This window comes from Streptomyces sp. NPDC048462, assembly GCF_043200175.1.
Lineage (GTDB): Bacteria > Actinomycetota > Actinomycetes > Streptomycetales > Streptomycetaceae > Streptomyces.
Window position 1 is genome coordinate 19852 of sequence record NZ_JBICXG010000029.1, and the last position, 26654, is coordinate 46505.

A 26654-nucleotide genomic window follows, 5' to 3' on the forward strand; every position below is an offset into this window, starting at 1 on the left:
GACAATGGCCGTTCTTGTCCTTTGTCAGGGAATCCAGTCGCATTGACAGCGAACCGAGGCGACTGTCCCGGACGGTCGGCCCTCTGCTTCTCCTGTCGAGTGCAGCAGGCGCGGACGGCCTGTCTGTCGGTTTCCGGCCATGGGAACGGCAGGAAACCATCCAGCCGTTCACGTGCAGCGAGTGATCGGCTACGTTCCACCTGCATGTCCTCGGCCTGCCGGTATTCTGCCTGGCCAGGGCCTGTTGCGGGTCCCGTGTGCGCCGGCTGCACGGCTGACCAGCATGATCCGATGCCGGGTCCGCAGTTCACCAGGGCCCGGCATGTCCACGTCCCGTCCCTCTGGGAGCACGCATGAGCAACTCCGCACCCTCCGAGAACGCCCTCATCCCGAGCGACTTCGGCAAGGCACTGGCCGCAACGTTCGCGGCCGATGCCGCGGTGCAGTCCTGCTGCACCGCAATCCTCTCCCAGCCCGACGTCCACCTGGACGGCATCCCGGAGCTGGCTCCGTCCCAGCGTTCGGCACGAGAAAGCGCCTCGCACTGGCTGGACAGTCTCCACCCACAGCTACTCGGCGTCTTCACGCAGGTGAAGGAGTTCACCAGCTTCTACGGCGCGATGAGCGAGAGCGACATCGAGCAGCTCGTCGCCGACCTGAACTCCCCTGGCGGCAAGGCGCAGTTCCGCGAGGTCATGCTGCACTTCCACCAGGAGGCGGCGCTGGCTGCGGAAAGTGTGGGCAGTACCGCTGCCGCTTTGAACGGCTTCGCACAGTCCCTTGATGAGGATCTGCGTCCCTTCCGCGCGATCGCTGACGAGGCCCACACCCTGTACGGTGCGGCCGACAGCAAGTTCTACGAGCTCTTCAACGTCCTCTCGGCGCTGAGCGAAGCGATCCGGAGCACGGACGTGGCCCTCGTGGCGGAAACAGCTCTCATGGGCGAGCCGCGTCCCTCTTTCCTCATCCGGCTCGGCTGGGCTGTGGCGGGGCAGGACACTCTTCTGCGGGCCACCCTCACCACGGCGGGTGCTCCCCTGCAGGAACAGACCAGCGCCCAGAGCAAGGCACGGCAGGCGCTGGCGCAGGAGCATGACGCCGTGCTCGGCGACTTGTACGCACTCCAGTCGCAGGCAGCCGCCCTGTACGTCCTCGACGACAGCTACCGGTCGCTGGCGGAATCGTCCCTGTTCGCCGCATCGGAACTCGCCCCGGCGATCGACGCCTTCACGGCACTCAGGAACAACTTCGCCGGCCTCGCCGACCTCGTCCAGGGCCTCGTCGACTCGACCATGGTCGCCGAGCTGAAGGTCCGCCTGTCCGCAGCTCTCCAGGACGCCGCCGCACTGCACGCCTTCGCCGAGGAACGCGAGCGCAACAGCCGGCTCCCCGTGATGCCCGACGACGACCTCGCCCGCACCCTCCAACTGCCCAGTTCCTGGTCCGGACAGCAGATCCCCGGAGATACGTTCACGACTTTCGTCAACACGAAGTAGTGCCAGCACGGGTGCCGGCCCCGCTATGCCAGGGGACCGGCACCTCGCGTCTGCGGCCTGCGCCAACGGACGACTGGCTCCGCAGACTGCCGGCCTCGGCCAGCGCGAGCACCCTGAAAGCCGTCATACCAACCAGCTGACCTGTGGCTTTAGGCTGGCGCAGGATCATTTGGTACTCAGCGATCCCAGCCCACGCGGACCGGTTCCAGCTACCGCGTCACGATTCCACCGGTCATCGGCAGCCGCCCGATTTCGCTGTCAAAGCGACTGGCTTCCCTGTCCAAGGACAGTTCTGTGCGTGGGGGAGTTGGTCCCTCGGGTAGGAGAAAGGATCTGCCGAGATCCATCGCTCGCGAGGCTCCGTTGCATCGTCAGTTTGCCGTCAGCACGTTCCCAGCCACTTTCACCGTCGGCGAAGGTGTCCTTGCCCCGGGGCACCTGGGTGAGTTGACCAAGTACGTTCCCTTTGAGTTGGTCGACGCCGTGCTGGAGGAGACGGGGACGGTCGAACGGCGAAGGCGGATTCTGCCGTCGCGAGTGGGTGTCTACTTCGTGCTGGCGCTCGGTTTGTTCCCGCATCTTGGTTACGCCAAGGTCTGGAGCAAGCTGGTTGCCGGGCTGCCCGGATTTCTGGTCGTGACGCCTTCGGAGAAGGCCCTGCGCGATCTGCGTCGTCGCCTGGGTGCCACACCGTTGAAAGCGCTGTTCGAAGTAGTCGCCGGTCCGCTGGCCCAGCCACGTACACCGGGGGTTCGCTACCGGCGGTGGCGCACGGTGGCATTCGACGGATGCAGTTCGATCAAGGTGCCGGACGGAGAGCGCAACTACGCTTGGTTGGGGCGGGTCCGCCACCGGCTGGGGATCGTGGGCTACCCCACGCTGCGGCTGATGTCGCTGGTCGAGACAGGGACGCGCGGCCTCCTCGGCGCTGCTTTCGGGCCCAAGCGGCACGGCGAGAACCACTACGCCCGGCAACTGCTGCATCTGCTCAATGAAGACTTCCTCGTCCTGGCCGACCGCGGCTTCGACGACGGGAAATTCCTCGGAGAGGTCGCCGATACGGGTGCCCAGTTCCTGGTCCGTCTCAGCTCCACCCGGCGTCTGCCCACCCAGGACCGATTGCCAGACGGCTCGTATCTGACCCGGATCCGCCACGTCGCGGTCCGTGTCATCGATGCCGAGATCACGGCCAGCTGCGCGGACGGCAGCACGGTGCGCGACGGATACCGGCTGGTGACCACATTGCTCGATGCCTCACTCGACCCTGCGGAGAGACTGGTCCGGCTCTACCACGAACGCTGGGAGATTGAATCCGCCTACTACGCCCTGCGCCACACCCTCCTGCAAGGCCATGTGCTTCGCTCCGGTGACCAGGTCGGCCTCGAACAGGAAATGTGGGCTCTCCTCACCCTCTACCAACTCCTGCGCACCGCCATGATCGACGCGGTCGAGTCCCGAGCGGGCACAGACCCCGACCGGGCCAGCTTCACCGTGGCCCTCGAAGCGGCACGCGACCAAATCCTCATCGCACCAACCACGCTGAACGAAGATCCTCTTGTCGGCCGGATCGGACAGGCCATCCTGACCCAACTGCTGCCGGCGCGCCGCATGCGCATCAGCGCACGCCGGGTCAAGTGCCCGCTGTCTCGCTACGGCTACGCCATCCCCACAGAAAGAAGGCCCCTGAGCAGTTCACGTGTCGGTTCACTCGTGATCGCCATCCACTCCACCCGACCGACGACGCCAGCCTTCCTCTCGCACCGACACCCCTCCCAGACTCCCCTCCCGCCTCCGAATCCCAGCGAACCATCCCTGCTCGATCGCGCCTTCGCTGTTCTACGCTCCGAGCCCGGCCGCCGCTGGGGGCCTCGCGAACTCGCCAAGGCAGTCAACGCAGACAACGTGCACAGTTACGCGGTACTGCTGGCCCGCTGGGCGAGGAACGGGCTGATCCACAAGCCGCAGACCGGCGTCTACATGCTGCTCGATGAGGCGGCACCCACAGCAGCATCACCACCCCCACCCCCGCGCACCCAGGGAGCTTCTCAGCTCCAAGGCACACTCGCCGTTTTGCGCTCTGCACCCGACTACTCCTGGACACCTCACGAGGTCGCGCCAGCACTCGGGATCACGAACGTCAACAGCCTCAACACGCAGATGGCCAAGTGGGCACGAAAGGGCCTTATCTACCGGACTCGCAGGGGCGCCTACGCCGCTCGTCCCTCTCATTCACTCGACCATCAGCCCTTGACATGCCTCGGCGCCCGCTAACTACGCGGCATTGGCGTTTCAGGCTCCTGTTGCACCGCGTGTTGCACGCTCTGCCCTGGTGTCCCGTGCCATCGAACCTGGACCGTTTGCCACTGAAGTTGGACGACCGGTGGTTCCGTGACAGCGAAGTTGGGCCGGGCGGGTGCCCCCTGAACGATCGCTACGCCAGATTCCCGGCTTCCGTCCCGGGCTCTTGGCCCGTGCCAGGCGCGACATCTACAGCAAGGAGCGCGACGGCGATGCGATCGGTCTTACGCCGACGCTCCGGATGACGTCCGAGATGCTCACGCGCGGCGGCCAGGGTCTCGGCCGAGGGGACGGCACTGCGGCCGAGCAGGCGCTGCACCATCTCTTCCTGCCCGAACCCGACCGCCCAGTCCAGGGCGGTCCTGTCCTTCATCACCGCGTTGATGTCCACCCCACGGTCCAGCAGCAGGTCGACTGTTTGCGGGTGTCCCTCGTCGCCGGTCGTGGCTGCCAGCACCAGCGGCACGTAGCCCAGCCGGCCCTGGGCTCCGGTACGGGCACCGGCATCGAGAAGAACCCCGACAACCGCCGTGTGCCCCCGGCTCACCGCCAGGCACAGCGGCGTCGACTCCTGGTACTCACCCGCCCGCTGCTCCAGATCAGCCCCCGCTCCGACGAGTCGGCGGACAACATCGGCATGCCCCTGCTCCACCGCCCGGTCCAGCGCCGTACGCCCGTCACGGTTCGGCGTATCCACCACGGCACCCTGCTCCAGCAGCCGGGCCACCTCGATCATGTCACCGTCGCCCGCCGACCTCACCAGTTGATCCGCGATGTCCATACCTCGATCATTCCGGACCTCCTGACCGGGGAACACCAGGGTCGTCCAACTTCATTGGCAAACGGTCCAGGTTCGATGGCACAGGACACCTGGGGCCGTCGTGCGCAAGGCCCGGGAGCAGCGGGAGCTGGCAGGGACCCGGGCCTTGGGCCCCGCCGCCCGTACGGCGGCCACACCAACCAGGAGCTGACCCGGCTCATCACCACCGGCCCCGTCGACGCCCTCCGCGAGGACCAGGACGCAGCCGCCGCCGAGGAGGCCAAGGCGACGCTGCTGCAGGAGATTGCCGACGCGACGGCCGCCGGGACGAGCCGGGGCCAGATCGAGGTCGCGCCCATCTACCTGCTGCTGGACCGTGCCGATGAGCACTTGGCCGTCGCGTTCACCGAGCAGGCCCGGGAGAAGGCGGCCGCCGGGGTAGCAGCGGCCGCCGATGAACACCTGCGGGTACTCTCGGCAGCCGACGACAAGGGGAGGCTCGCCCTACGTATGGCAGGCACCTCCCACAAAGAGCACCGGCAGCTCAGCAAGCAGGCCAAGGAGCGACGCGCCGGCGGATGGCAGGAGGCTGCCGACGCTCGGGTCGCGGCCTCCCGTGCAGCCGAGGCCGCGTGGAAAGCCGTGCGGGACAGCCCGCACGCCACAGTGCTCGGTGCCACGCCGTACACAGCCCCGGACGTCGACACCCTCGCGGCCCGGCTCACCGAGATGCGTGAGCAGCGGGTGCCCGCCCGCGCCCAGCAGAAGGACGCCGGCGACCAGAAGCGCGTCGCCCGTCTCCACGCCCAGGCGACTACAGCCCGGGAGTCCGCCGCGATGTACCGGACCATCACCAACGAGGCACGCACCGAGCAGACGTTGCGGACCCGGATTGCCGAACAGGATCCCAAGCTCCACGAGTCCGAAGTCCGAGCCCGCACAGAACTGCAGCGGAAGGCACAGGAAGCTCAGAGCGTGCGCATCGCGGCCCCAGAGCAGCCCAGCGATACCAACCACCCGCCGCGGGCCGCTCAGGCCGTCTCGGAGGCCCTGAAGAACGGATTCCGCGCGCCCGCCTGTTGCGCGCGAGGAGGTGTGGCCCCAAGGCTCGAACCTCGGGGCCACACTGCAGACAGCGTCAGCGGCCGATGAGGGCGTGCAGCACCGGAGTGCTTGCGCCAGCACCAGCGAGACCGGCAAGTACCGCGGCCGCTGTGTTGCTCACGCTGAGGTACGTCAGTACAGCCACGGCTCCTCCGATGACCACGGCCGTCAGCAGAATGAGGGCAGCGTGCGAGGTCAAGAGCGGATCTGATTGACGCTTATAGCTTGCAGCAGACGAGGTACCGTCAGGATCGGTTGGGGTGCTCATTCATGCCTCGTGAATTCAGTGTCGGATAGGACACGGACACCTCGACCACGAACACCGGGGAGTCCTCCTCGTGCACCGGCCGTCCAAAGCATTGGTGCACGCGAGGACTCCCCGGCGTCATGTCCGGGAGTTCCGCTACTACGAGCCTAGCCAGGTGACCGCGCGAAACCTCATGCTGCGCCAGGAGCAGGTTCGGAAACCCCTTGCGTACTCGGGTGATTGACTAAATGTCACGCTCTGGCAGGCGGAAGGCGTTGCCCAACTTCCTCACGTATTGGAGGGGATCCGGAACTCGGTCCGCGAGTCCCTCGCCCACCACCTGGCCGACGGCGGCCCGCACATCCGCACCAACGACCGACGCCCCGCCCTGCGGGCAGTCAACGCACCGCACACCCGCCAGACGGCATGGGACGAGACGTGCTGACGGTCCAGGCCCAGGCGCCCGCGTCCACCGGGGTTGACGACGGGCTGTGACTGACGGTCCGCCAGTGGAACACTACGGCGCGTGTCTGGATTCGCGAGAGACCCGAAGTACTACGGCGACCGACTGGTGTACGAGCCTCTGGAGCGAAAATGGGCCGGGTATCACGCCCGGCACTGTGGCTGCGGCCGAGACTGGCTCGAAGCCCATGCCGTCCCCGCCGGGTTCACCGTCATCCCTCGGGGCAAGTCCGGCTACTACGGGCTCGTCGGCCCCGGCCTCACCGAGGGCGTCGACGAGGAGAAGCTGACGGCCGACGCCCTATGGGAGGCAGTGACCGGCAAAGCGGGCACCCAGACCTGGTTCGAGAGCGTGCACATCACCTGCCGCAGCCCGGAGGCCGAGGCTGCCCGTAAGGCTGAGAACGAGCGGATCTACGCTCCACGGCGCGAGCGCGCCGAGAAGGCGAAGACAGAGAAGGCCACCCCCAAGCAGGTGGAGTACCTGACCACGCTCGCGGAGAAGCTCGGCAAGGAGCGGTTCGACGACGAGTTCGCCAAGGTGATCAAGGGCAGCGACATCGAGCCCCGCACTCCCCGGCAACACTGCGCGACGGCCGCCAAGCGGCTGACCAAGGCGAGGGCCCGCCAGCTGATCACCGCCCTGTTTGGCAACGCATAGTCCAGCCTCTTCGCCCGGGCCGTGCCCGCTGGGCCTCAAGGGGTGCCAAGTTGGGAACATGACGACGAATGAGTACGGCAAGTGGATCCCGTTCCCGTTTATGGGTCCGCCGTGCCCCGCATGTGACCGCCTCCCGCAGTTCCCTCCGGGCGAGTTGAACGACGATCAGACGGTGGAGACTCGCGCGTGCCCAGAAGACGGGTGCAAAGGATCGATCGAGACAACCACGTACTTCACTGCACCCCCGGGTGAAGCCACCACCAACTTCGGCGACTTAGGCTCAGCTGGTGCCCGACTCCCGAAGCGGGCACCAGCCCGACCCTTCAATCCGTTCACCCCGGGAGGGGGAACCGGTCGTACGGGCCAGGTCCTGTGGCTGTCCACGTGCTGGCCGCAACCGTTGACCGAGACACCTTGTCTTCATCGTCATGGCATCCAGGAGAAGGTCACGATCATCGAACGAACGGGAGCTGCGGTTGTGGCGGGTCGGCCGAGCACTGGTCCTCACCTTCGTCGCTGCGATCTTGGTAGCGGGCGGCGTCTTCTACGCGCTGGTAGTGCTGCTGGACTTCAAGGAGATTGACACCAGCGCGAAGCTTGACGCGAAGACGCTCTTCGACTTGGTGAAGCTCTCCTTCGGGGTGGTGGCGGGGACCGGTGCTCTCGTCGCCCTGGTCGTGGCCTATCGCCGACAGCGCGTCGACGAGGTCGGCGCCCACCGTGAGGCGACCCGCCTGCACACCGAGCGTTTCTCTCAGGCCGTCGACAAGCTCGGCTCGGAATCCCCGGCCGTCCGGCTCGGCGGCGTTCACGCTTTGGCCGGACTAGCCGATGATGCCCCCGACGAAAGCCTGCGCCAGACCTGCATCGACGTCCTATGCGCCTACCTTCGGCTGCCCTTCACTCCAGACCCCGGCGATCTGCCCGACCCCTTGCCCGACGGCAACTCACTCAGCGAAGAACGTCGCGACACCCACCAGGCCAAGAAGGACCGATACCGCGCATTGCGTGAGGTCCGGCATACGATCCTGCGCCTCACAGGAGACCACTACCGCATCCCCAAGGGCACTCAGCGCTCCTGGCAGGGCTGCAACCTTGACCTCACCGGAGTTGCCATCGACGGTGATATGGACTTCCGCGGCGCGGTGTTCTCGGAGAGCACCATGGACTTCCGCGGCGCGGTGTTCTCCAGCGGCACGGTGGACTTCCGCAGCTCGGTCTTCTCCGGTGGCACAGTGCACTTCCGCGGCGCGGTGTTCTCCAGCGGCACGGTGGACTTCCGCAGCTCGGTCTTCTCCGGTGGCACGGTGGACTTCAGTCGCTCGGTGTTCTCAAGCGACACCGTGTTCTCCAGCGGCACGGTGGCCTTCAGTGGCGCGACGTTCTCCGGTGGCGCGGTGACCTTCCGCGACTCGGTGTTCTCCGGAGACACGGTGACCTTCCGCGACTCGGTGTTCTCCAGTGGCACGGTGGACTTCCGCGGCTCGGAGTTCACCAGCGGCACCGTGACCTTCCAACGCGCGAAGTTCTCCGGAGGCAACGTGCTCTTCAGCCGCTCGGAGTTCTCCGGAGGCAACGTGGACTTCCGCCGCTCGGAGTTCACCAATGGCAACGTGGCCTTCCAACGCGCGGAGTTCTCCGGAGGCAACGTGGACTTCCGCCGCTCGGAGTTCTCCGGTGGTTTCAGCGTGGACTTCCGCGGCGCGGAGCTCACCGGCAGCACCATGGACTTCCGCGACGTCACAGGGTCAGTTCCAAATGGGCTTCTCCCCGCAGCCGGCAATCCTGTTCTCGCGGGGGTCATCCTGCCTTCCGCGTGGCTGCCCCCAGCTCCGTAGAGCTCAGGGGGCGAAAACGGTCGATTCCGTCCCCCGCCTCCCACTGTGCGACGACCGACCCGACTCCTGGAGGCACTGACGAGGAATAGCCAGGCCCCAGGGGTGGGTGGCGGCGCCGAAGGAGCGACCAGATTGGATCGCTCATGAATCGCTCATGGATCGCTCATCATTGGTAGGGTCGGCTGAAGATCGCAGTCCCCTTGCTGGGCTGTAGGAAACGGCCGTAGATACACGGGGGAGGGAAAAAAATGGTGAGGGAGCAGGCGAACGCTTCGGTTGCGCTGTCTCGCGAGGAAAGCTATAAGGTGCTGGCCGGGACGATCCTGCCGGAATGGGCGGATGGTGTGCTCAGTCAGGACCATCCTGTAGTCGTCATCGTGGGTGGTCAGCCCGGCGCTGGAAAGACACAGGCTGCGGATCTGATCGAGGCTGCGCTCGCCCGCCGGGGTGGTGCCGTGAGGATTTGCCGCGACCTCTACAAGCTCGCTCACCGTGAGTACGCCGGCTTCTTGGCCGCTGATGTCCGCACCGCGGGTGTGAACGTTCGACCGGACACGAGCCGCTGGCAGGCCCAGGTCGAAGAGCATGTTCGTACGAACCGTTTCGACGCGGTCGTCGAGTCAGCCCTTGCCTCTCCTTCGGAGTTCCGGGCCGCGTCTGCGGCCTACCGGCAGTCCGGGCACCGGATCGAGATCGTCGTGGTCGCGACCGCGGAAGCCTGGAGTCAGCTTGGAACCCTGGACCGGCTGCTGACCGGGGTAGCCAACGGTGAAGGCGGCCGGTACGTGGCGTGGGACAACCTCGACACCTGCACAGCGGGGCTACCGGAAACGCTGTCGGCTGTCGAGGCAGAGCTGCTGGCTGACCGGATCACCGTGGTCCGGCGCGACGGCACGGTCCTGTACGACAACGAGCTCGTGGGCGGCACGTGGCAGCGCCGGATCGCAGCTGACCGAGCCGTGCTGCACGAGCAGCGCCGGCCGTGGAGCGCCCGGGAGACGGCAGCCTTCCACCGTGACCTCACGCATGCCGAGGTCCGCGTACACCGCGACCTGCCCGAGGACGAACGGCTGGCTGTTCACCGGGACGTCGGACGGGCCGCGGCGCTCGCCGAACCGGTCCGACGCATCGCCCAGCCCCGCCGGCAGTCTCCCGGAGTCGACTACCACCGGCTCTCCAACGCCGAACACCGGTGGGTCTTCGACGAGCTGATCGCGCCGTCGTACCTGAACGGCATCATCGCCCGGGAGGATCCTCGGGCGGTGTACGTACTGGGCCAGCCCGGCGCCGGCAAGCTGCTCGCCACCAGGATGGTCCGGCGGGCGATGCGCCAAGGAACGACGCACCTGATGGGTGACGACTTCAAAATCTCACACCCCGACTATTACCAGCTGCTGCGCGACGACCCCAGGAACGCCGGCGCAGCGATCCGGGCCGACTACCGGGCCTGGTTCGCCGAAGCCGAGGCTCACGTACGGGCTCGCAGCGGCGACGTCCTCATCGAGGCCGCCCCCGGCAGCGTGACGGAATTCCTCAACAGCGCGCTCCCGTTCGCCGCTGGCGGCTACCCGGTCGAGCTCGTGGTCCTGGCCGTCCGCGAGGCGGACAGCCTGCAGGCAACAGCTCTGCGCTACGCCCGCTCCCTCCAGATCGGCGGCATCGGCCGATTCACCACACGGGCTGGGCACGGCACGTGCTTCCGTGCGCTGCCCGACGTCGTCGACGTCGCCGAACACCATCCGCAGATCGCCGCCATCACCGTGATCCGGCGCGACGGACACGCCCTGATGCGGCACGAAGCCGGCGGCGGCGCGGGACGGGCATCGTGGGCCCTGGCCGCGGAACGGGAGCGCCCGTACACCGAGCAGGAGGCTGCATCGTTCCTCCAGCTCCACCATGCGCTGCGCCGGGCGCTGCCCCGGCACCGCGCCGAGCTCGATGAGATGGTGGCGCTCGCCCGCCCGTTGATGCCGCTGCGGGCACAGCCGGCCCGGATCGACCGGCCGCACCCGATCGTCTGGCCCCTGCCCGTTCCGCATCGCCGGGCCTACGACTCGTTGAGCTCCTTCAGCCGGGCCGCGTAGACCGCGGCAATCCGGGCCGCCTCCGGCGGGTCGGCGGTCACCAGCTGTGCCTGATCGGCGAGTGCGGCCTCACGCTCGGTTTTCAGCTTCTCGATCAGCTCGTCGTCGGGGGCCGGTGAGCGGATTTCGGACGCGAGCTGGGTGTTGTACCAGAGCACGACGTCCCGCACGATGCCTGCGGCCTGCTGGTCCTCACCACCCTCCAGGTGCGAGAAGTCGACGTCCTGGGGTTGTTCGTTCGGGTCCGGCACGGTGCTGACCACCTCTGATGTTGATCTTGAATGGAGATGGTCATTGTCCTACCCAATCCCCCTCGCACGGCAGGAGCTCCACGACGGCACACACGCGAAGGGCGGGAAGCCGTGCTGTGTCCGAGGCGCTGATCAGGAGATGCTGTCCCCGAAGGCCCGTGCCGGGAGACCCGGTTGGGCCCGTTGATCAACTACTGGGGGTGGCATGGCAGGCCGGGATTTGCGGGCGCTGTTCAGTACGAACGACCCGCACCTCGTCACCGAGGAGGCGTTCACGAACCGGCAGGCGCAGTGGGGCCTGGTCGCGGCCGCGCTCACTGAGCACCTGCAACACATCGCAGCCCCGGCTTTCGATGTCGCGGACTTCGAGGCCCCCCGTACGAACGTGCTGGTGTTCCACGGGGTCGGCGGCATCGGGAAGTCCACGCTGTCGCGGAAGCTTGAGGCCGCGCTCACCGGCGCCGAACACCGGCCATCCCAGTGGGGCGCTCCTGTCTGGTCGGGCGGGCGGATTCTGCCGATCCGGGTCGACCTCGCCCGCTCAGCGGGAACCGACTTCGAGCGCGTCATCCTGACCATCCGGCTCGCCCTGGCTGAACTGGGCCATCCGCTGCCGGCCTTCGACCTCGCATTGCGCCGGTACTGGGAGCACCAGCACCCCGGCGAGCCGCTGGAGGAGTACCTGAGCCGCAGTGGCCTCGCCGCCCGGGCAGGGAAGGCGCTGCCACAGCAGATGCAGTCCGTACTCGCAGACATCGCCCAGGCGCTGCTGCTGCCCGGCACTGTCGGATCCGTCGTCGGCGAAGTGACCGGCTCACTCGTACGGGCGCTGCGCGAACACCGCCGGTCCGTACGCGCCCTGGCCGGATGTACACGGCTGGCCGACCTCCTGCAGGCCGAACCCGACATCGATGCCCTGTCCTACTACCCACACCTGCTGGCCTGGGAGCTCGCCCAGCTCCCGGCCAAGAAGCGGGTCGTGCCGGTGATCCTGCTGGACACGTTCGAGGACACCGGTGACCGCACCCACCGAGACCTGGAGCGCCTCCTGCAGCGCGTGGTCTGGCTCATGCCGAACGCGTTCTTCGTCATCACCGGCCGCTCCCGGCTGCAGTGGGCCGATGCGGGGCTGCAGGGACAGCTCGACTGGACCGGCCCAGCCGCATGGCCCGGCCTGGCCGACCGCGACATCCCCCAGCCACGCCTCGCGGTCACCGCGCGCCCGCCGCGGCAGGTCTTGATCGGTGACTTCAGCCCCGAGGACTGCGCCGACTACCTCGCCCGCCGGCTCACACGAAGCGGTCAGCCTCTCATCGATGAGGACCTGCGGACCGTGATCGCCGCCCGCTCCCACGGCCTGCCGCTCTACCTCGATCTCGCCGTGCTGCGGTTCCTGGAGATCCGCCGTACCGGCCGCCGGCCACAGCCTGCTGACTTCGACGTCGACTTCCCCGCCCTGATCGCCCGCACCCTGTCCGACCTCACCCCCGAAGAACGCCATGTCCTGCGCTCCGTCGCGCTGCTGGACTCCTTCGACCTGCCTCTGGCGACCCGGGCCGCGGGCATGACCCACGAAGCACCCGCGCTACGGCTGATCGAGCGCCCGTTCGTCCAGCACAACGAGTTCGGCCTGTGGCCGTTCCACCTTCATGCCCTGATCCGCTCCACCATCCGCACCGCGGACGACCAGACCGACGACCGCTGGTCACCACGGGACTGGCAGCAGGCAGCCGAGCGCGCCTTCACGGGACTGGGTGAGCAGCGGAACACCAGCCCCGCATCGGACCGGATGCTCCTGATCGGGTGCCTGCGCCAGGGTCTGGCTCTCGCCCGCGACTTCCGCCTGGACCTCGGCTGGCTCACCGACGCCGCCTGGGCCTACGTCAGCGACTCCGTATGGGAGCCCCTCAGCCCTGCGGCCGGGCAGGAGCCGGCCAACACCCCGGAGACGGCCGCTGACGCCCTGGTGGAACTGCTCAGCGCGCTCGCCCGCCGCCAACACGAGAGCCGCGAACGCACCGCGGACCGGCTCACCGCACTCGTCCACACCGGGCTGCTGCCTGCCGAACTTGACGAGATGGGCATCTACTACCTGGCCAAGGCACAACGCGACCTCGGACGCACCGAAGCCTCCCGGCACGGAATGCACCGCGTGATGGAAGGGGGCGGCCGCCTCGCCCCTGCGGCCCGCCGCGGTCTGGCCCACCTGGCCCGCCTCGCCGGAGACTTCCCCGCCGCCCGCGCCGCGGCAGAGAACCTCGGCTGGGCCGGCCGCCAGCACCGCGTCCTGGGTGACGTCTTGTGGCCTCACGGCGACATCGACCGTGCGGCCGGTTCCTACGCAACCGCCCGCGACCAGGCCGACCAGCACGGCGTCGCCGGCGAACGCGCCACCAGCCAGGCCCAGCGCGCTCTCGCCCTGGCCTTCAGCGACCCCACCCTCGCCGACGACGAGATCCACTTGGCCCAACAGCTCCTGACCGGGCTCGACCTCCGGGCCACCAGCCTCACCGTGCAGATCGCAGCCCTGGTACGTAACGCCGGCACCACCGAAAACCTCGAGGCCACCCGCGCACTGCGCGCCAGCATCCGTGACGCCGCTATCACCGCGACCAGCGCCACGCTCGAACTCGCCCTCGCCTTCCACCACGCGGTCCGGGACGAGCCGGACGACGTACAAGCCGTCATCACCCGCCTGCGGGAGCTCACAGGGGCCGATGACCACAGCTTCTACGTCGACATCGCCCACTACATGGCCGATCTTCCGCTGCCCGGCCCTTCCTCCGTGGTGTGGCTCAGCAGCGACCAATCCGTTCGCTGGCACTGGCTGAACCTGGTCTCCGACCGACGCGAGCACCTGCGCAGCATCCGATAGCGCGCTTCGGCCGCTGTGGTCAGGCAGTGAGGTCCAGGACGCGGACCGGCTCTCCCGCCCACCGGTGCGGAGCGGTGGTGGCGATGATCGCACCGTCGGGACGCTCAGCCGTTGGCTGCGCCGCGTACTGGCTGTGAGCCGCGGCCCAGGTCTCCTGCTGCGCGACGGCCAGCGCGGCGGACAGGTCCAGGTCCAGGACGGTGATGCCGGGCAGGGAGGCCAGGTGTTCGGCCGTGCCGGGCCGGGCCCGGTCCGCCTCCACGAGCGCGCAGGCCGGGACGTACAGGAACCAGCCCGGTTCGGCATGGGCCCGGTGGATCAGCCGGGATGCCAGAACGTTGCCCTGCCCCGCCGCGGCCATCGCCGTATCGTCCAGAACGATGTGCATGGCGTCGCTCACCGGGCGGTCACCTGCGCCAGGCGACGGTCCAGCTCAATGTCCAGGTCGTCCTGCTCAGCAGCGGTCGGGGCGTAGCCGTTCCACTCCTTCAGCACTGCCCGGGTCTTCTCGGCCCGCTCGGCCCGCTCGGCCGGAGTCAGCAGGGTCTCGGCCAGGCGCGCCAGGTACGCGCGCAGCGACAACCCCTCCGAGGCCGCGATCGCGGCGAGCCGGTCCTTGGCTTCCTCGGGGATACGGACATTGGCATCAGACATCATCGTGCTCCTTCCCATCACATAAGGGTACGGGTACGTACCCGTACCCGCCGGCACCCGTGCGCGCCTGCAGGGGCCGATAGGCATTTCGCGGTGAGTGCGCAGGTCAGAACCGCAACATGCCTGCGTTGCAACCCGATGTTGCACCCTCGTGTTGCACACCTCTTCGGTCAGGTCATGCCGTCTGCCGGCGCTGGCGCGGGACTGCTCGATTGGAGCCCTCCGGGGCGGGCGCGGTCCTCGGCGGCTGGCCTAGTCAGTCCACGTGAGTATCGTCCGGGGTATCAGGATCGGCCTCGGCATCGGCAGTGACATCTGACGACGATTGCTCAGTCCGGTCCTCCTCATCCGCAACCGACGGCTCTGCGACATGTCCTGTTCCCGTAGCGGCCGCAAGGTAGGCAGGGAAACTTGCATCTGGCAGGAACGCGGCGATGTCGAGCTTTGCCTTGTTCGCTGCCATCTGCTGAGCAAGCCGTTGCACCGGGCCGTTGGCCAGGTCCGCCCGGGACGCTGCCATCTGCTGAGCAAGCCGTTGCACCGGGCCGTTGGCGATGTCGAGCGTCGATTGACGCATTGCAAGTAGTTGAGCGATCAGGCTCTCCGCCGGTGACGCTCCGACGTGTACGCCCCCGAAGGCTCGCCGGGACAGGCCAACAACCCGTTCCTTCAGACGCTGCAGGATCTTCATGCTCGTCGAGTCGGACGCGTCCGGGGCCGACGGCTCGCCCGGTTTGAGGAGCGTCGGCGTCTCGTCCCCGTCGCACGTGGAGAACAAGACCTTCATTTCCCATACACAGGCGACGTATTGGGCGTCAGAGTCCGGACCGTCAGCCGCGAGCCCGTACAGCAGCCATTTCGCGTTGGCTGTGTACCAGACGTCCCCCTCGATCTCGTGTCCGGTGACGTCCGTGACGCTGAGCAGCTCTACCTCTGGCGAGGCCAGCCACTCACGCCACTCGACAGCAGCATCGGCGGCACCGAGACCCACAAAACCGGTCGGAGAACTGAGCACCTCCACAGCGGTCTGCGCAACCTTGCCCCGCACGGATAGCGATGTAAGCAGCTCACGCGCAGTCTCCTCCGCATCCTTCCCGGATACCTCCTTGGTGAAATGGGAAACGACCTGATCGAAGTCACTGAGTCGAGTGAGTCGATCCTCCAAGCCCCGAAGGTCCTCGTTCATCGGGTACGGATAGACGACCCCGTCGCCGAAATCGTTCGTGTTATCGGTGACGAAACAAACGTGCTCGTCCGGGTTCGCTTTGAGGAATTCCAGGATCGAGAACCAGATCGCCACGTCGCGAGCACCCTTGGAGTAGTCCTTGGCCCGCCCCGCTGGCTTAAGGGCCATCGCCTCACGAGAGAGCGCCCTACGCGAGACCTCCGGGCTGGTCTCGATCACCTCGAAGATCTCGTCATAGAGCTTCCGCCAGTGATCCAGGTATCGTTCGAGGTCAAAAGGCTCCACCGAGCTTTCCAGTTCCCATGGAAGCACCTCCCGCAGTCTCTCCAGGGTGTTCACGACGGCTTGGTGCTTGACGGGATAAAGCGCCGCCTGGTGCGCGGCCAACTCCTCCAGCACCATCCAGGTCACAGTCACCCTGTGGTGCCCCGACTGCCGAAGCTTCCGAATGATGTCAGCTCGCGGCCCTTCCGCCGGCAGCTGGTTCAATGCATTCGTATCAAAAGTGATGATCAAGTGTGCCTCCGCGTCAGATGGTGTGAACATCATCCGACACAAGGCCTGGCTCGGTGGAGAATTCGACGACGTCGTGGGCGAGGCTAGCGATCTGCCCCACGGATGGTGACTCGTCGGCCGCCGCCGGGGGCGGTGGATCGGCGGCCTCATGATCCTGCGTGTCCGCATGCCTGATCCTGAAAGCATCCCGGCCGAGACGCCCGCCCGGCGGGCCGTACGGCCTATCCGTCTGTGCGGATGCTGCTCGGGTCAGGGTGTGTGCGGCGGTATGCGGCTGCGCTGCCTGCGACGCCGGACCCGAAGCGGGCTCGGGCGCGGTCGAGGGCGGCTTCGAGGTCGCGGCCCGATGGTGACCAGGTACGTGCGCCCGGTGAGCCAGTAGGCTCCTGCCAGGCCAGATATCGCGCTCATTCATAGGAGTTGACCGACCGATACGCATGGCCACTTCGCGCTCTAGCTGACCCGCGCCTACCCTGCTCGGGCGCCCGCCGCCCCCGCTCCTGAGCAGCCTGGCCTGGGCGTTAGCCTCAGCGGATGATTCCTCAGCCGCCACCGAAGGTCATCACGCGTCACCGCGACGGGCGGATCCACGCCTACGTCGTGGGCGTCGGCGTCTACGGGCCGCTGGAGCCCGCAGCGGTCTTCCAGCTGCGGGATGGCGAGGAGGTCGTAGCGTCGGTGGTCCGGCAGGATCTGGAGCGGGTCGTGTACACGACGCTGAACGGAGTCGTCTGCCTCACGCGTGCCGGCGACCTTATGTGGGCCTTGGACTTCGAGCCGCACTCTGACGTACGCCATGGCCACCGGCCTGGCTGTGCGCTGTCTCAGGACGGCCGGACAGTGTGGGTCTACCGGCCGGACGCGATGGCGGGACGCGGGGGCGGGGACCAGTGGGTGGTGCACGACGCCGATAGTGGTGTGGTTGTCGCCCGCCGGGAGCTGGAGACGGTCGGGCACGGTGCCTTCCACCACGTGCATCCCGTGGACGGCAGCGTCTACCTCGACATTGGTGAGGGCCAGGACGGCTCCGTCATTCTCCGGGGTACGGGCGGGGCGGACAGCGAGCCGGAGTTCGTGACGTACCCGTGGTCGGACCGCTGCCTGATAGACCTGGCGCCGTCAGGGCAGCAGTTCATGACCGTGGACCACGGGCAGGCGGACGTCGCCTTCCACGATCACCCCGACGGGGGCGTGCTCTTCACCCTCCCCATTGAAGCCTTCGGGTACGACCCGGAGGAGTCCTTCGTGGAATGGAGCGGCGGCTACCTGGCCGAGGACACGGCCGTCGTCACCCTGGGTGGTGAGAGTCAGGGCGAGGAGGAGTGGTTCCGCTACCACTTGGTCGACGTACGCACCGGCACGCTGAGCGGCGAAATCACCGTCGAGGTGGGCAACCCATACGAGCTGGTTCCCCTGGGTGACGGTTCCTGGCTCACCGGCGGCGCCGGCGGCGACCCCGTCCGTTGGTCCCGCTCTCCGCAGCCATAGGCACCGCCGCGCCCGGCCGAATCAACCTCTCCCTGCGAAAGGCAGAAGTGATGACGGCGGACACTCGATTGCCACTGATTCCTCAGGCGCCTGAAGGCCTGAGCCGACGAGCCCGCTACTTCGTCGAGGGGCACGGGCTGCGTGTTCCCCGCCGCGACCTCACGCTCTATCGGGAGGTATGGCTCGGACACGGGATACCGCCTGCGGAAATCGACCGGGCCGTGGCCTTCCAAGAGCGCTGGGGCGGCATCGCTCTGCCCCCTGCCCCCGCATACGAGGGCGGCCCGCGGGTTCTGGAAGCCGATGTGCCCGAAGGCTCGGCCGTGGGCGGATGGCGGTTCTCGGCAGGCGGCTGTCGCGTCTCGATGGCCTACGGGTTCATGATCGGGCCGGGAGGCGAGTTCGGGATCGACGCCGACCACTGGACACCGCTACACGCCAGCACAGAGGGTTGGGTGGAAGCCCTGGCTCTGGCCGCCCATGCGGGTTACTGGGCCAAGACGATCACGAAGATCAAGGGTGGCGCCGTTGAGGAGCTGGGCCTCGACGGATTCGAGCCGGTACCTGAAGTCCAGGGACTTGCTGACACATGGTGGCGGGGCAAGGACTCCCTGATCGCCGTCTACCGCGGCGAAGCCTCGGGCTTTGACGCCCCCCACTGCCTCAGGACCCATATCTACGGCGGACTCGATGCGTGGGGCCTGGGTGGCACCTGACCCCCGAAGGCCAAGCTCGTCGGTCCCGCCGTTGAGCGTTCGGGTTGGCCGTAAGGGCCAAGTGGAGCGCTCAGTCACAGGTCTTATGGGGGCCGCGCGACGAAAGAGTTAGTCACGAGGTGGGACGTCGACAATGATCACCTCATGACGACCAGAAAGGGACATGCCGTTTAGGCGCCCCGCTCCCCTCTCTACCGCTCGCGCACCGCCGCCCGCCGCTCACCGCAGCGCCCGATGGCCGTGACTGCCCACCCAGGAGAGCCCGCCCGTGCAGACGACCGCCCTCACTCCCTACGCCCACCTCCCCCGAGCTCACCACGACCACCACGTCCTGACCAGTACCGTCGACGTATTCGGTGTCGCCCAATGGCTGCTCGCCGAACACGCTCCGCAGCCCGGCGGCGATGCCCGGGTCTTCGACGCCCTGGTCGTATCCGTCCATCCGGACGGCGCCGTCGGACTTACCGAGCTGCGCGCCGTCCGGGCCCGCTGGCCGCATCTGGACCGCCTGCCCGACGGCGGATTCGTCGTCGCTGCGTCTCGCGCCCGTCGGTACGAGGACGGGAACCAGGTCCAGCTCTTCGACGGACTCGGCCAGGAGACCTCGTCCTTCTCCGTCGGAGACGCCATCGAGCACCTGCTCGTGGACGAGGCCGGCCTGATCTGGGTCGGGCACTTCGACGAGAACCCGTCCGGAATCCGCCGATGGAGCACCACAGGCCACCCCATGTGGGCGTCGGACAGTGCCGACATCCCCGGTCTCTTCGACTGCTACGCCCTGAACGTGTCGGGCACCACCGCCTGGGCCTGCACCTACACGGACTTCCCGCTCGCTGAGATACGCCCCGACCGACGCGAACAGCCCGTGAGGGTCTGGACGAACCAGATACGGGGCGCCAAGGCAGTGGCTGTCCACGGAGATCAGGTGGCCTTCTACGGCGGCTACGGCGAGGAGCAGGACCGACTCGCTCACGGCCAGCTCACCAAATCATCGATCGAGCCAACGCACGTCGGCCTGCTCACCCTCCCTGATGGCACCGCCCGGGCCGCCGACGGGTCGTCGGCCGAGGAAGCAGGATCTACGTCCAGGCCGAGCCGTTCACCGCGTGGGGCATGCTCGACCTCAGCAGCTGATACCCGGCGCTGGCGGGACGCATCAGCGAGGGGCAGATGGTCTTCGACTGGTTGATCGAAATCTCCGATGCGCAGGCGCCCGGCGCTCCTGTGCTGCGCTGAGTCCTCGAAGCCGCAGCGGGCCACGTCCGAGGCACCGTTCCGCTGGTCGACGCGAGCAGGCGGGCCAGCTCGCGCTCGGCGTCACCGTCGGGCCGAATCTGTGCATCGGAGTTGTCAATCCGGGCCAGGTACAGCGCTCAGTCACACCGCCGCGGAGCTGAGCACCGGGCGTGGCTGACCCGGCACAGCCGGACCCCATTCCACCTGCTGGGAGTCCCGGAGGAACTGACCGAGTGGGCGCTCCGTCGGACGTGCCATCGATCTCGGTGGTTGTCCAGGCCGAGGCGAAACGACTGACCGACGAGGTGATGGATACGGTGCGACGCGTCGTTGTCCGCGCCTCGGGTTGTTGAGTGATGCGGCGGTCCACAGCTGGTCGGCCACAGCCTGGTTCGCACCGCATCCGGCCGGGAGCTGGCTGATCATCTCGCTGACAGGCATCGCCCTGAGTGGCAGGGTCGGCGTTGATCGGTTACGGCAGGTGGAGGGGGCTCCCGTGGATGCACTGATGTGGAACGGTCTGGTTAGCGTCGCGAAGGAGACGTACAGCGCGTCGCTGGGCGAGGGGAGCGTGCCGAGCCCGCTGATGATGCCGCTGGTGCGCGGCGAGCTGGTCGGGCTGGTCTGGGGCCGTCCGCTCAAGGTCGGCCAGGACGCGCTCGCCGGGATCGCGGAACTCGCGAACATCGCCGCGGCGGCCGGTGCGGACGAGGTGGTCCTCGCCTGGGAGACGCACGACGTCGCCACCGCCTGCGAGCTGCCGATCGTCGGCCCGGCGCCGTGCCTGAACATGGTGCTCGCCACTCCGGCCGGGCACGTGCTGTACCAGTTCCCCTACACCGAGCAGTTCCTGTCCCGCAGCCCCGAGGGCTGGGCGGCGGTCGCCCCGGACTGGAGGCCGGCCCCCGCCCCGCAGCCCGGCGGCGAGCTGGTGCCGCCGATCCAGGCCGCGGTGAACTTCTCCTTCACCCCCATCGAGCTGGATCACCCCGATCCGTTCGGCGTCACCGTCGTGCTGATGGAAGAGAACGGCTACCGCATCAGCCTGACCGAAGCGTTCGCCCGCTGATTCCATGGCACGGAGCCTCGACGACGACGCGCCCAGCCGGATGCGGGCCGCAGAAGAACGGATCTCACAGGCAATGACCGAGGGCATTCGTGAACAAGAGCCTGGCAGCGAGGTGGCGCCAGACGAAGAACCTGAAGAGCAATCGCGTTGGGAAGCGGCCATGCGGGAAGCCGAGGGCCTCGACGTCTACCGGGATCTCGCGAAGGCTGAGCGAGAACTTGGCCGCGCGCAATCTGTCGCACGGGTTCGGACGGTGGCTCTGTCGGTGGCCGCCTTTTCGCTCCTGGCCAGCGTCGGCTGGACGGCCTGGATCTGGGAGACGCCCGCCCGTTTCATCGGGCCCGACATTGGGTTCGCCATCGTCATCGCACTGTGCCTGGGAGGGGTCAAAGCCGACAAGCGACGACGAGGCCCCCAGGAGAGCACGGCCGAGCTGGAGGATCGGCTCGACCTGACACGGGGATCAGCGCGCATCGTGAGTGCCTTGCGCGGAACTTCGCTTGACCTCCAGCGGGGTCTTTACCGCGAGGATGCTGCGGACGTCATTGAGCAGCACAGGACAGACAGCCGAAAGTATCGACACGTCCACAACACGCTGCAGAACTTCATCATGATCGGCTCCGCAGCGACGACGACTGTGGCCGCGTTGGACACCGGAGGGAAGCTGACCTGGCAGAACGTGACGATCGTCGCGATCGGTTTTGCCGTCACGCTGTCCGCTGCGTTCACCGGCTACTACAAGTACCGCGAGCGCAGCTACTTCCTGCTGCAGACCGCCGACTCCATCGAGGAGGAAGTCAACGCCTTCAACCTCGGTATTGGGCCCTACAGCAACTACGACCAGGACCGGCCCCAGGCCCTGAAATTGTTCACCCAGCGCGTCGAGGAGCACCGCAACGAGCAGCGGCGCCGCCAGCAGCAGCTGGACCAGCCCGCCGACCAAGCCGTGCCCTCCAGTCAGCCACCCGCAGCCTGACGGCGAAGCGTCTGCCGACGCCGGAGCCCGACCTTGCTCGCTCCGGTGGCTTCGGAACCCGCCGTGTACCGCCCCTCTGGCCCTCCCCGTCGCCCTCGCTACCTGCCGACGCCGGGGTAGGCCCGCGGCGCGGCGGCCTGATAGCCCATAGTTCTGCTGAATTGCTCACAATCGAAGTTGACTCATGCTGCTTATGTCGCTTACGATCAAAGGAAAAGCAAGTGATGGGGTCCTCGGACCTTTACCGGCAGGAGCGTTCATGGCCACCCTCAGCATCCACTTCAACCCCGCCGTCATCGCGAGCCTCGCGAGCGCGAGCAACGACGACACCATCCACGTCACCCTCACCCTCGGAGGAGGCGAGACCTCCTCCCAGCCGGCCACCGTCGTCCCGCACGGGCCCCTCGCCGCCCTGATGCAGGCCGGACTCCTCGAATCGGGGTCTGAGCTGACGTTCCACCAGCGCCGCGCGAACCGGTCGGGCCGGGCGGTCGTGACCGCCGACGGCCAGCTGATCGTCGACGGCCACTCCTCGACGTTCCCCTCCCCCTCCAAGGCCGCCGAGGCGGTCACGGGGAACGTCATCAACGGCTGGACCCTGTGGCAGACCCGCGACGGAGTCACCCTCGACAAGCTGCGCAGCCAGCTGGACGCCGAGTAGAACCTCCTCCTTCGTGCCCGTGCCCGGCTACCCGCCGGACACGGGCACGAAGGAGCGAACACCAACCGGGATCAGGCAGCAGGCTGCAGGAGAGGGAAGTGGAACGGGTGATGAGAGACGAGGGCATCGTTCCCGTCGAGTTGGCCAAGGATCAGTACGAGGCGATCCTGACGTCGCAGATCCTGCCGGCCTGGGCCCAGGGCGCCGTCACGCAGGACCGCCCGGTGGTCGCGCCCGTCGCGGCGCACCGTGCGCACCGGCCGCGGCTGCTTCTTCGCCTTCGGGTCGGTGCCGTTCTTACGGGCGGCCTCCATCGCGGCCCGCAGCGCGACCCGGGCCAGGTCGACGCCGGGCGGCTCGCCGCCGCTCACGCCTGCCCCCAGCTGGAGTAGCCGAGATCCAGGTGTCCGAGGCCGGACAGGCGCTGCACCTGGGAAACGAACGCCCGGGTGAACAACCGCTGCGCCGACAGCTCGCCGTACCGGTCGATGTGATCGTGGACGAGCTGGTGGTTGGCGGCGGCGCGGTCGCGCCAGTCCAGGACCTGCTCCCGGGTGAGCTCCTCGAGGACCAGCTCTTGGTCGACGTCGGCGTCGGTGAACTCCGGCCCCGGAGCGGGAACGACGGCGACCGGGCGCGGCGCGGGCAGCACGACCGGTGCCACCGGCGCGGCCGGGACGTCGTCGGCCGGCTGCGAGGCCGCGGCACGGGCCTGAGCTGCGGCGGCCCGCTGCCCACGGGCCTGCTCCCAGCGGCGGGCCTTGGCCCACGCTTCGGCGGTCACGTCCTGATGCAGCTGCTGCTCGGTGGCCGTACGACGCTCGGTCTCCGAGGCGTGCGGCATTGCGGTGTCGACGGCGGCCGCGACCGTGCGGCGCTGGGCGCGGCGCTCTGCCTGCCGGTCCTCGCAGCGCGGGCAGTCCCGGCCGGAATCGAGCAGCGCGCCCTCATCGCACCGGGGCTCCGCGCACAGCTGGCGCTGCGGCAGGCCCCGGCCGATCAGCCAGCCCACCGGGTCGACGATCGGCTTGCCCAGCCGCATCTGCTCGTCCAGGCGCCGGGCGAGCCGGTCGGCGAGGATCTGCGGCGCATCCGTGCGACCGGCGAAACCGATCACCCGCTCCAGCTCGCTGCCCGCCGCAGCTTCCACCAGCTTCCGGGCTGCCGGACGCTCCAGGCGCGCCCAGACCAGGTCGACCGGGGCCAGGACGACCCGCAGATCCTTCGGCGGCCCAGGCACCCTCCCCCGCTGCTGCCTGCCCTGGCCCGCACCGTCCACGACCCGCACCGGAGCACCGGCCACCGGCCCGAGGCTGGGCTTCTCGCTGCTGATCGACGGGGACTTCTTCGGCTGTTCCCCGCGGAGCGGGCCGCCGTCCTCGCGCACGCACGCGCGGTCCGGCAGATCACCGGACCCACCACGGCCTTCGCCGGAAAAGCCACCAGAGAGCGAGAGAGACCCACCGGGAGTAACCACAGAAGCGTGAGAGGCGTGAAGGTGTGCAGCATCGGCGCGGTCTGCCGAACCTGCCTCCAGGGCCTCCCCGGCGCCCTGAACCCCAGTAACCACAGGGGTCACAGCCTCCATCGTCGCCTCAAGATCGCCGGATGCAGTAACGGCGAGGTCTGAAAACACCGCGTCGGCGACCTCGCGGGCCTCCCGGACGGCGATCCCGTGTGCCTTGGCGACCGGCAGGAGCCGGACCCGGCTGCGCGCGTTCAGCCCCGACGCCGTATCCCGCCGGTCCACCGACAGCACGTCCTGCTCCTGGAGCCGGGAGAGCACCTTCGCCCCGCCCGCCGGCGAGCAGCCCAGCAGCTGCGCCACCGTCGCCGCTGGACGGCCCCGCTCGGTGTCCACGCTGCCCGAGCACAACGGCAGCCAGCCCTTCGCGTTCGAGGACAGCACCATCAGCAGCAGCCCGAGCCGGTCGGTCGCTGCCCCGCGCCCCGTACGGTCCGCGAGCATCCCGGCCGGGGTCACCCGGCCGTCCTTGTGATTCCAGCCCGGCGCGAACAACGCCTCGATCAGCGCCAGGAGCACGACCAGATCCACCCGCGACAGCGCCAGGGCGTGCCGACGGTCCCCGCCGTGCTGCGCCCGGTACATCGGGATCACCCAGCACTTCAGGCCCGTCACCCGCCCGATCGGGCTGACCTTTTCGTTCGAGCCGAGCACGCCACGGTCACGCAGCTGCGGAAGGACGTGGTGTCCGATCCGGGACGGCTTCAGCCCGACCCACCGACCGAGCTCCTTCGCGGTGACGGTCGCGCGGTAGTTCTTCGCCACCTTGGCCTTCGCCATCAGCACGACGGCCGCCAGGCGCACCGGGTCGTCCGCACCCTTCAGGCCGGGGTCCGACAGCAGGGCGCGCACGGCCGCGAGCAGCCGGGTGCGCATCGTCTCGGTCAGCTGGAGCGGGTTGCCCACCTCCAGCCGCGCGACCGGCCCGGCCTGTGCCGGGACCGACCGCAGCCGTCGGCGCGCAGCCCCGCCGACGAACGTACGGGGGCGCGGGAGCGCGGTCGGTGCCGCCACGGCGCTCATCGGCCCACCGCCCCGGCGAGAGCGGAACCCGTACGGGCCGCGATCTTCTGCGTCTGCATGGGGCCGGTGTACACGCCAAAGCAGACACCCCCCTGAGCAGCCGAAACGCTCGATTTGTCATCCACCTGCCGAGCCTGCACGAGGCGGCCTGTGGACAGAGGCCGGCGAACCCCGATTGCCCCCGTCGCTCCCGCACGGCGGGCAACAACTTCAGATCGCGTCCCGTCACATGGGAAGCCGCCCCCGAGGACGGTCCCGTCGACGGAGTTGCGGACGACGTCCGCGAGCGGGTGTACGAGCCGGACGGCCAGCGCCGCGAGCGAGCCCGGCGAGACCGCCCCGAAAGCACCGTGCTTGTAGCTTCCTACCGGAAGACCCTCTTCCTGTACGAACAGGAAAAGAGGGGATGAACCGTACGGCGATTCAGTCACACGGGACGACCGCCGCGCCTGAACCGGGGTGAAACGGACAGGGTCAAGCTGACAGGGGACACCACTCTCGTGCACTATGAGAACGACCGCCTCTCTGTACCAGTCGGCGTATCGCCGGATGGATGTTTTTGCAGATGGGTGAGACCCGCCCCCTTCGTGAGAAGCGGGCACACACCGACCGGGTGGGGGAGATCTCTCCTCTCTCTTGGTTGCTTGCGGATCGCGAAGACCCCTGTGGTGGGGGCTCCGGTGAAGCGGGCGGTACTGATCTGGCTGTGGTGGCCGTGGTTAGTGGCCGGTTGTGGATGGCCCTGGTTAGGGGCCGTTGTGGAACGAGCGGCTTGGTAGCCGCAGCTCAGGACCAGCGCGAACTGGGACCTGGGCGAGACCGACACGGTGGTAAGCCGGTCGGTAGACGGGCCGCGCGAGGCCAGCGGGTGGTAAATCCGCTTCTCGGCTGCGCGGTCGATGGCCGCTAGGTCATCCCAACCCCCCTTCGGAGGCTGGCGTCAGCATGTGCGGAAGCGGCCACGGCCGTGAAGTCATCCCTCATCGGACGCCACTTCGATAGCGGCCTCGGGATGCTTCTCCGCCAGCCGCCGAAGGAGATGGGCATACGCACGGCGATTTCCACGGTGCGGCTGTGCTCGCCCAGCCTCCCACTGTGAGATCGCGAGGCGCTTCACGCCGATAGCGTCGGCGACCTCGGTCTGGGTGAGGCCGGCCGCAAGCCTGAGGCGCTGCCGAACGGCTGGCTCGGGGAGGACGTCTTCCTCCACCAGGGCGTCAATTCGCCTCAGCGGGTCAGACACTGGAACCTCCACCGTAGGCAACCATCCCCGAAAACATACATCACCCAAGCGATCTTCGGTACCTAGAACGAGCGTGGTGCCTGCGGAGGTCACATCTGTTCTCGATCGCTCCCCGCTGTTGCGGAACCCGGAGCTACGCGGCCGGAGCATCGCGAACGTGCCCATCACCCCGGGGCCTCCCATTCGAAGGTGTGACGGCCCGGGTGCCTGTCGAACAAGATGCAGACCTCGGACAAGACCTGACCCCGAGCTGTTTCCACGGGGCAGTTCCCCATAGGGACCACG

At 68.1% G+C, this 26654-nt stretch carries 22 protein-coding genes; 14 read left to right on the forward strand and 8 right to left on the reverse strand.

The annotated features are described in order from the left end of the window. The first annotated feature begins 353 nt into the window (after positions 1–353). Together ACGFU6_RS32730 and ACGFU6_RS32735 are read left to right on the forward strand one after the other, a co-directional pair. Positions 354–1496, forward strand: a complete 1143-nt coding sequence (locus ACGFU6_RS32730) for an HBL/NHE enterotoxin family protein (protein WP_393341326.1) — start codon at positions 354–356, stop codon at positions 1494–1496. A gap of 363 nt (positions 1497–1859) precedes the next feature. After that, on the forward strand, positions 1860–3767 hold the full coding sequence (locus ACGFU6_RS32735) for an IS4 family transposase (RefSeq protein WP_393616207.1): 1908 nt from the start codon (positions 1860–1862) through the stop codon (positions 3765–3767). A gap of 160 nt (positions 3768–3927) precedes the next feature. On the opposite strand, the gene ACGFU6_RS32740 is transcribed toward ACGFU6_RS32735, so the two are convergent. Beyond that, positions 3928–4575, reverse strand: a complete 648-nt coding sequence (locus ACGFU6_RS32740) for an ankyrin repeat domain-containing protein (RefSeq protein WP_393616195.1) — start codon at positions 4573–4575, stop codon at positions 3928–3930. Positions 4576–4650: 75 nt separating this feature from the next. Here ACGFU6_RS32740 and ACGFU6_RS32745 point away from each other — a divergent pair, with 75 nt between their 5' ends. The 5 genes from ACGFU6_RS32745 (at position 4651) to ACGFU6_RS32765 (ending at position 10950) form a co-directional block, all read left to right on the forward strand. Continuing rightward, positions 4651–5706 (forward strand): hypothetical protein, encoded by a 1056-nt coding sequence (locus tag ACGFU6_RS32745; RefSeq protein ID WP_393616208.1) that lies wholly within the window; start codon positions 4651–4653, stop codon positions 5704–5706. A 494-nt stretch (positions 5707–6200) separates the two neighbouring features. Continuing rightward, positions 6201–6350, forward strand: a complete 150-nt coding sequence (locus tag ACGFU6_RS32750) for a hypothetical protein (protein ID WP_393616209.1) — start codon at positions 6201–6203, stop codon at positions 6348–6350. An 81-nt stretch (positions 6351–6431) separates the two neighbouring features. Further along, positions 6432–7028 carry a hypothetical protein gene (locus ACGFU6_RS32755; protein ID WP_393616210.1) on the forward strand — a complete coding sequence of 199 codons (597 nt, stop codon included), beginning with the start codon at positions 6432–6434 and terminating at the stop codon, positions 7026–7028. A 428-nt stretch (positions 7029–7456) separates the two neighbouring features. Beyond that, positions 7457–8866, forward strand: coding sequence for a pentapeptide repeat-containing protein (locus tag ACGFU6_RS32760; protein WP_393616211.1), 1410 nt, complete (start codon positions 7457–7459; stop codon positions 8864–8866). 248 nt (positions 8867–9114) lie between these two features. Beyond that, positions 9115–10950: a zeta toxin family protein gene (locus ACGFU6_RS32765; RefSeq protein WP_393616212.1), complete on the forward strand. Its 1836-nt coding sequence runs from the start codon at positions 9115–9117 to the stop codon at positions 10948–10950. Here the strand turns inward: ACGFU6_RS32765 and ACGFU6_RS32770 are convergent. Next, positions 10914–11201: a hypothetical protein gene (locus ACGFU6_RS32770; protein ID WP_393616213.1), complete on the reverse strand. Its 288-nt coding sequence runs from the start codon at positions 11199–11201 to the stop codon at positions 10914–10916. The two genes, ACGFU6_RS32765 and ACGFU6_RS32770, sit on opposite strands and share 37 nt — an antisense overlap. Positions 11202–11406: 205 nt before the next feature. Here ACGFU6_RS32770 and ACGFU6_RS32775 point away from each other — a divergent pair, with 205 nt between their 5' ends. Then, complete coding sequence (locus tag ACGFU6_RS32775) at positions 11407–14076, forward strand: ATP/GTP-binding protein (RefSeq protein ID WP_393616214.1); 2670 nt, start codon at positions 11407–11409, stop codon at positions 14074–14076. 19 nt (positions 14077–14095) lie between these two features. Here the strand turns inward: ACGFU6_RS32775 and ACGFU6_RS32780 are convergent, their stop codons facing one another. The 3 genes from ACGFU6_RS32780 to ACGFU6_RS32790 all read right to left on the reverse strand — a co-directional run bounded on the left by ACGFU6_RS32780 (position 14096) and on the right by ACGFU6_RS32790 (position 16618). Further along, positions 14096–14464 carry a hypothetical protein gene (locus ACGFU6_RS32780; protein WP_393616275.1) on the reverse strand — a complete coding sequence of 123 codons (369 nt, stop codon included), beginning with the start codon at positions 14462–14464 and terminating at the stop codon, positions 14096–14098. 8 nt (positions 14465–14472) lie between these two features. Continuing rightward, a complete protein-coding gene (locus ACGFU6_RS32785) occupies positions 14473–14730 on the reverse strand; it encodes a hypothetical protein (RefSeq protein WP_393616215.1) in 258 nt (85 codons plus the stop codon). 256 nt (positions 14731–14986) lie between these two features. Continuing rightward, the gene (locus tag ACGFU6_RS32790) at positions 14987–16618 is read right to left on the reverse strand and encodes a PIN domain-containing protein (RefSeq protein ID WP_393616216.1); all 1632 of its coding nucleotides are present in this window, start codon (positions 16616–16618) and stop codon (positions 14987–14989) included. 348 nt (positions 16619–16966) lie between these two features. Between ACGFU6_RS32790 and ACGFU6_RS32795 the strand changes: the two genes are divergently transcribed. The 6 genes from ACGFU6_RS32795 to ACGFU6_RS32820 all read left to right on the forward strand — a co-directional run bounded on the left by ACGFU6_RS32795 (position 16967) and on the right by ACGFU6_RS32820 (position 22578). Next, positions 16967–17920 carry a hypothetical protein gene (locus ACGFU6_RS32795; RefSeq protein WP_393616217.1) on the forward strand — a complete coding sequence of 318 codons (954 nt, stop codon included), beginning with the start codon at positions 16967–16969 and terminating at the stop codon, positions 17918–17920. Between the two features lie 50 nt (positions 17921–17970). Continuing rightward, a complete protein-coding gene (locus tag ACGFU6_RS32800; RefSeq protein ID WP_393616218.1) occupies positions 17971–18636 on the forward strand; it encodes a hypothetical protein in 666 nt (221 codons plus the stop codon). A gap of 268 nt (positions 18637–18904) precedes the next feature. Further along, positions 18905–19825: a hypothetical protein gene (locus ACGFU6_RS32805; protein ID WP_393616219.1), complete on the forward strand. Its 921-nt coding sequence runs from the start codon at positions 18905–18907 to the stop codon at positions 19823–19825. A gap of 555 nt (positions 19826–20380) precedes the next feature. Beyond that, positions 20381–20941: a hypothetical protein gene (locus ACGFU6_RS32810; protein WP_393616276.1), complete on the forward strand. Its 561-nt coding sequence runs from the start codon at positions 20381–20383 to the stop codon at positions 20939–20941. A gap of 4 nt (positions 20942–20945) precedes the next feature. Beyond that, a complete protein-coding gene (locus ACGFU6_RS32815; protein WP_393616220.1) occupies positions 20946–21917 on the forward strand; it encodes a DUF4231 domain-containing protein in 972 nt (323 codons plus the stop codon). Between the two features lie 259 nt (positions 21918–22176). Continuing rightward, a complete protein-coding gene (locus tag ACGFU6_RS32820; RefSeq protein WP_393616221.1) occupies positions 22177–22578 on the forward strand; it encodes a DUF4357 domain-containing protein in 402 nt (133 codons plus the stop codon). Positions 22579–22649: 71 nt separating this feature from the next. Here ACGFU6_RS32820 and ACGFU6_RS32825 read toward each other — a convergent pair whose 3' ends face one another. The 3 genes from ACGFU6_RS32825 to ACGFU6_RS32835 form a co-directional block, all read right to left on the reverse strand. Continuing rightward, entirely contained in the window at positions 22650–22949 is a 300-nt protein-coding gene (locus tag ACGFU6_RS32825; protein ID WP_393616222.1) for a hypothetical protein, read from the reverse strand. Beyond that, positions 22946–25126, reverse strand: coding sequence for a hypothetical protein (locus tag ACGFU6_RS32830; RefSeq protein WP_393616223.1), 2181 nt, complete (start codon positions 25124–25126; stop codon positions 22946–22948). Before ACGFU6_RS32830 ends, ACGFU6_RS32825 begins: the two co-directional genes overlap by 4 nt. A gap of 973 nt (positions 25127–26099) precedes the next feature. Next, positions 26100–26369, reverse strand: coding sequence for a helix-turn-helix transcriptional regulator (locus tag ACGFU6_RS32835; protein ID WP_311314901.1), 270 nt, complete (start codon positions 26367–26369; stop codon positions 26100–26102). Positions 26370–26654: the final 285 nt, after the last annotated feature.

What these genes read in the sequence shown, in the direction of transcription:
- ACGFU6_RS32830 (WP_393616223.1), bottom strand. Translation starts at nt 25,126, where the DNA reads ATGAGCGCCGTGGCGGCACCGACCGCGCTCCCGCGCCCCCGTACGTTC.
- ACGFU6_RS32795 (WP_393616217.1), top strand. Translation starts at nt 16,967, where the DNA reads ATGATTCCTCAGCCGCCACCGAAGGTCATCACGCGTCACCGCGACGGG.
- ACGFU6_RS32815 (WP_393616220.1), top strand. Translation starts at nt 20,946, where the DNA reads ATGGCACGGAGCCTCGACGACGACGCGCCCAGCCGGATGCGGGCCGCA.
- ACGFU6_RS32760 (WP_393616211.1), top strand. Translation starts at nt 7,457, where the DNA reads ATGGCATCCAGGAGAAGGTCACGATCATCGAACGAACGGGAGCTGCGG.
- ACGFU6_RS32800 (WP_393616218.1), top strand. Translation starts at nt 17,971, where the DNA reads ATGACGGCGGACACTCGATTGCCACTGATTCCTCAGGCGCCTGAAGGC.
- ACGFU6_RS32810 (WP_393616276.1), top strand. Translation starts at nt 20,381, where the DNA reads ATGTGGAACGGTCTGGTTAGCGTCGCGAAGGAGACGTACAGCGCGTCG.
- ACGFU6_RS32790 (WP_393616216.1), bottom strand. Translation starts at nt 16,618, where the DNA reads ATGCTTTCAGGATCAGGCATGCGGACACGCAGGATCATGAGGCCGCCG.
- ACGFU6_RS32780 (WP_393616275.1), bottom strand. Translation starts at nt 14,464, where the DNA reads ATGCACATCGTTCTGGACGATACGGCGATGGCCGCGGCGGGGCAGGGC.
- ACGFU6_RS32785 (WP_393616215.1), bottom strand. Translation starts at nt 14,730, where the DNA reads ATGTCTGATGCCAATGTCCGTATCCCCGAGGAAGCCAAGGACCGGCTC.
- ACGFU6_RS32765 (WP_393616212.1), top strand. Translation starts at nt 9,115, where the DNA reads ATGGTGAGGGAGCAGGCGAACGCTTCGGTTGCGCTGTCTCGCGAGGAA.
- ACGFU6_RS32745 (WP_393616208.1), top strand. Translation starts at nt 4,651, where the DNA reads ATGGCACAGGACACCTGGGGCCGTCGTGCGCAAGGCCCGGGAGCAGCG.
- ACGFU6_RS32820 (WP_393616221.1), top strand. Translation starts at nt 22,177, where the DNA reads ATGGCCACCCTCAGCATCCACTTCAACCCCGCCGTCATCGCGAGCCTC.
- ACGFU6_RS32775 (WP_393616214.1), top strand. Translation starts at nt 11,407, where the DNA reads ATGGCAGGCCGGGATTTGCGGGCGCTGTTCAGTACGAACGACCCGCAC.
- ACGFU6_RS32730 (WP_393341326.1), top strand. Translation starts at nt 354, where the DNA reads ATGAGCAACTCCGCACCCTCCGAGAACGCCCTCATCCCGAGCGACTTC.
- ACGFU6_RS32740 (WP_393616195.1), bottom strand. Translation starts at nt 4,575, where the DNA reads ATGGACATCGCGGATCAACTGGTGAGGTCGGCGGGCGACGGTGACATG.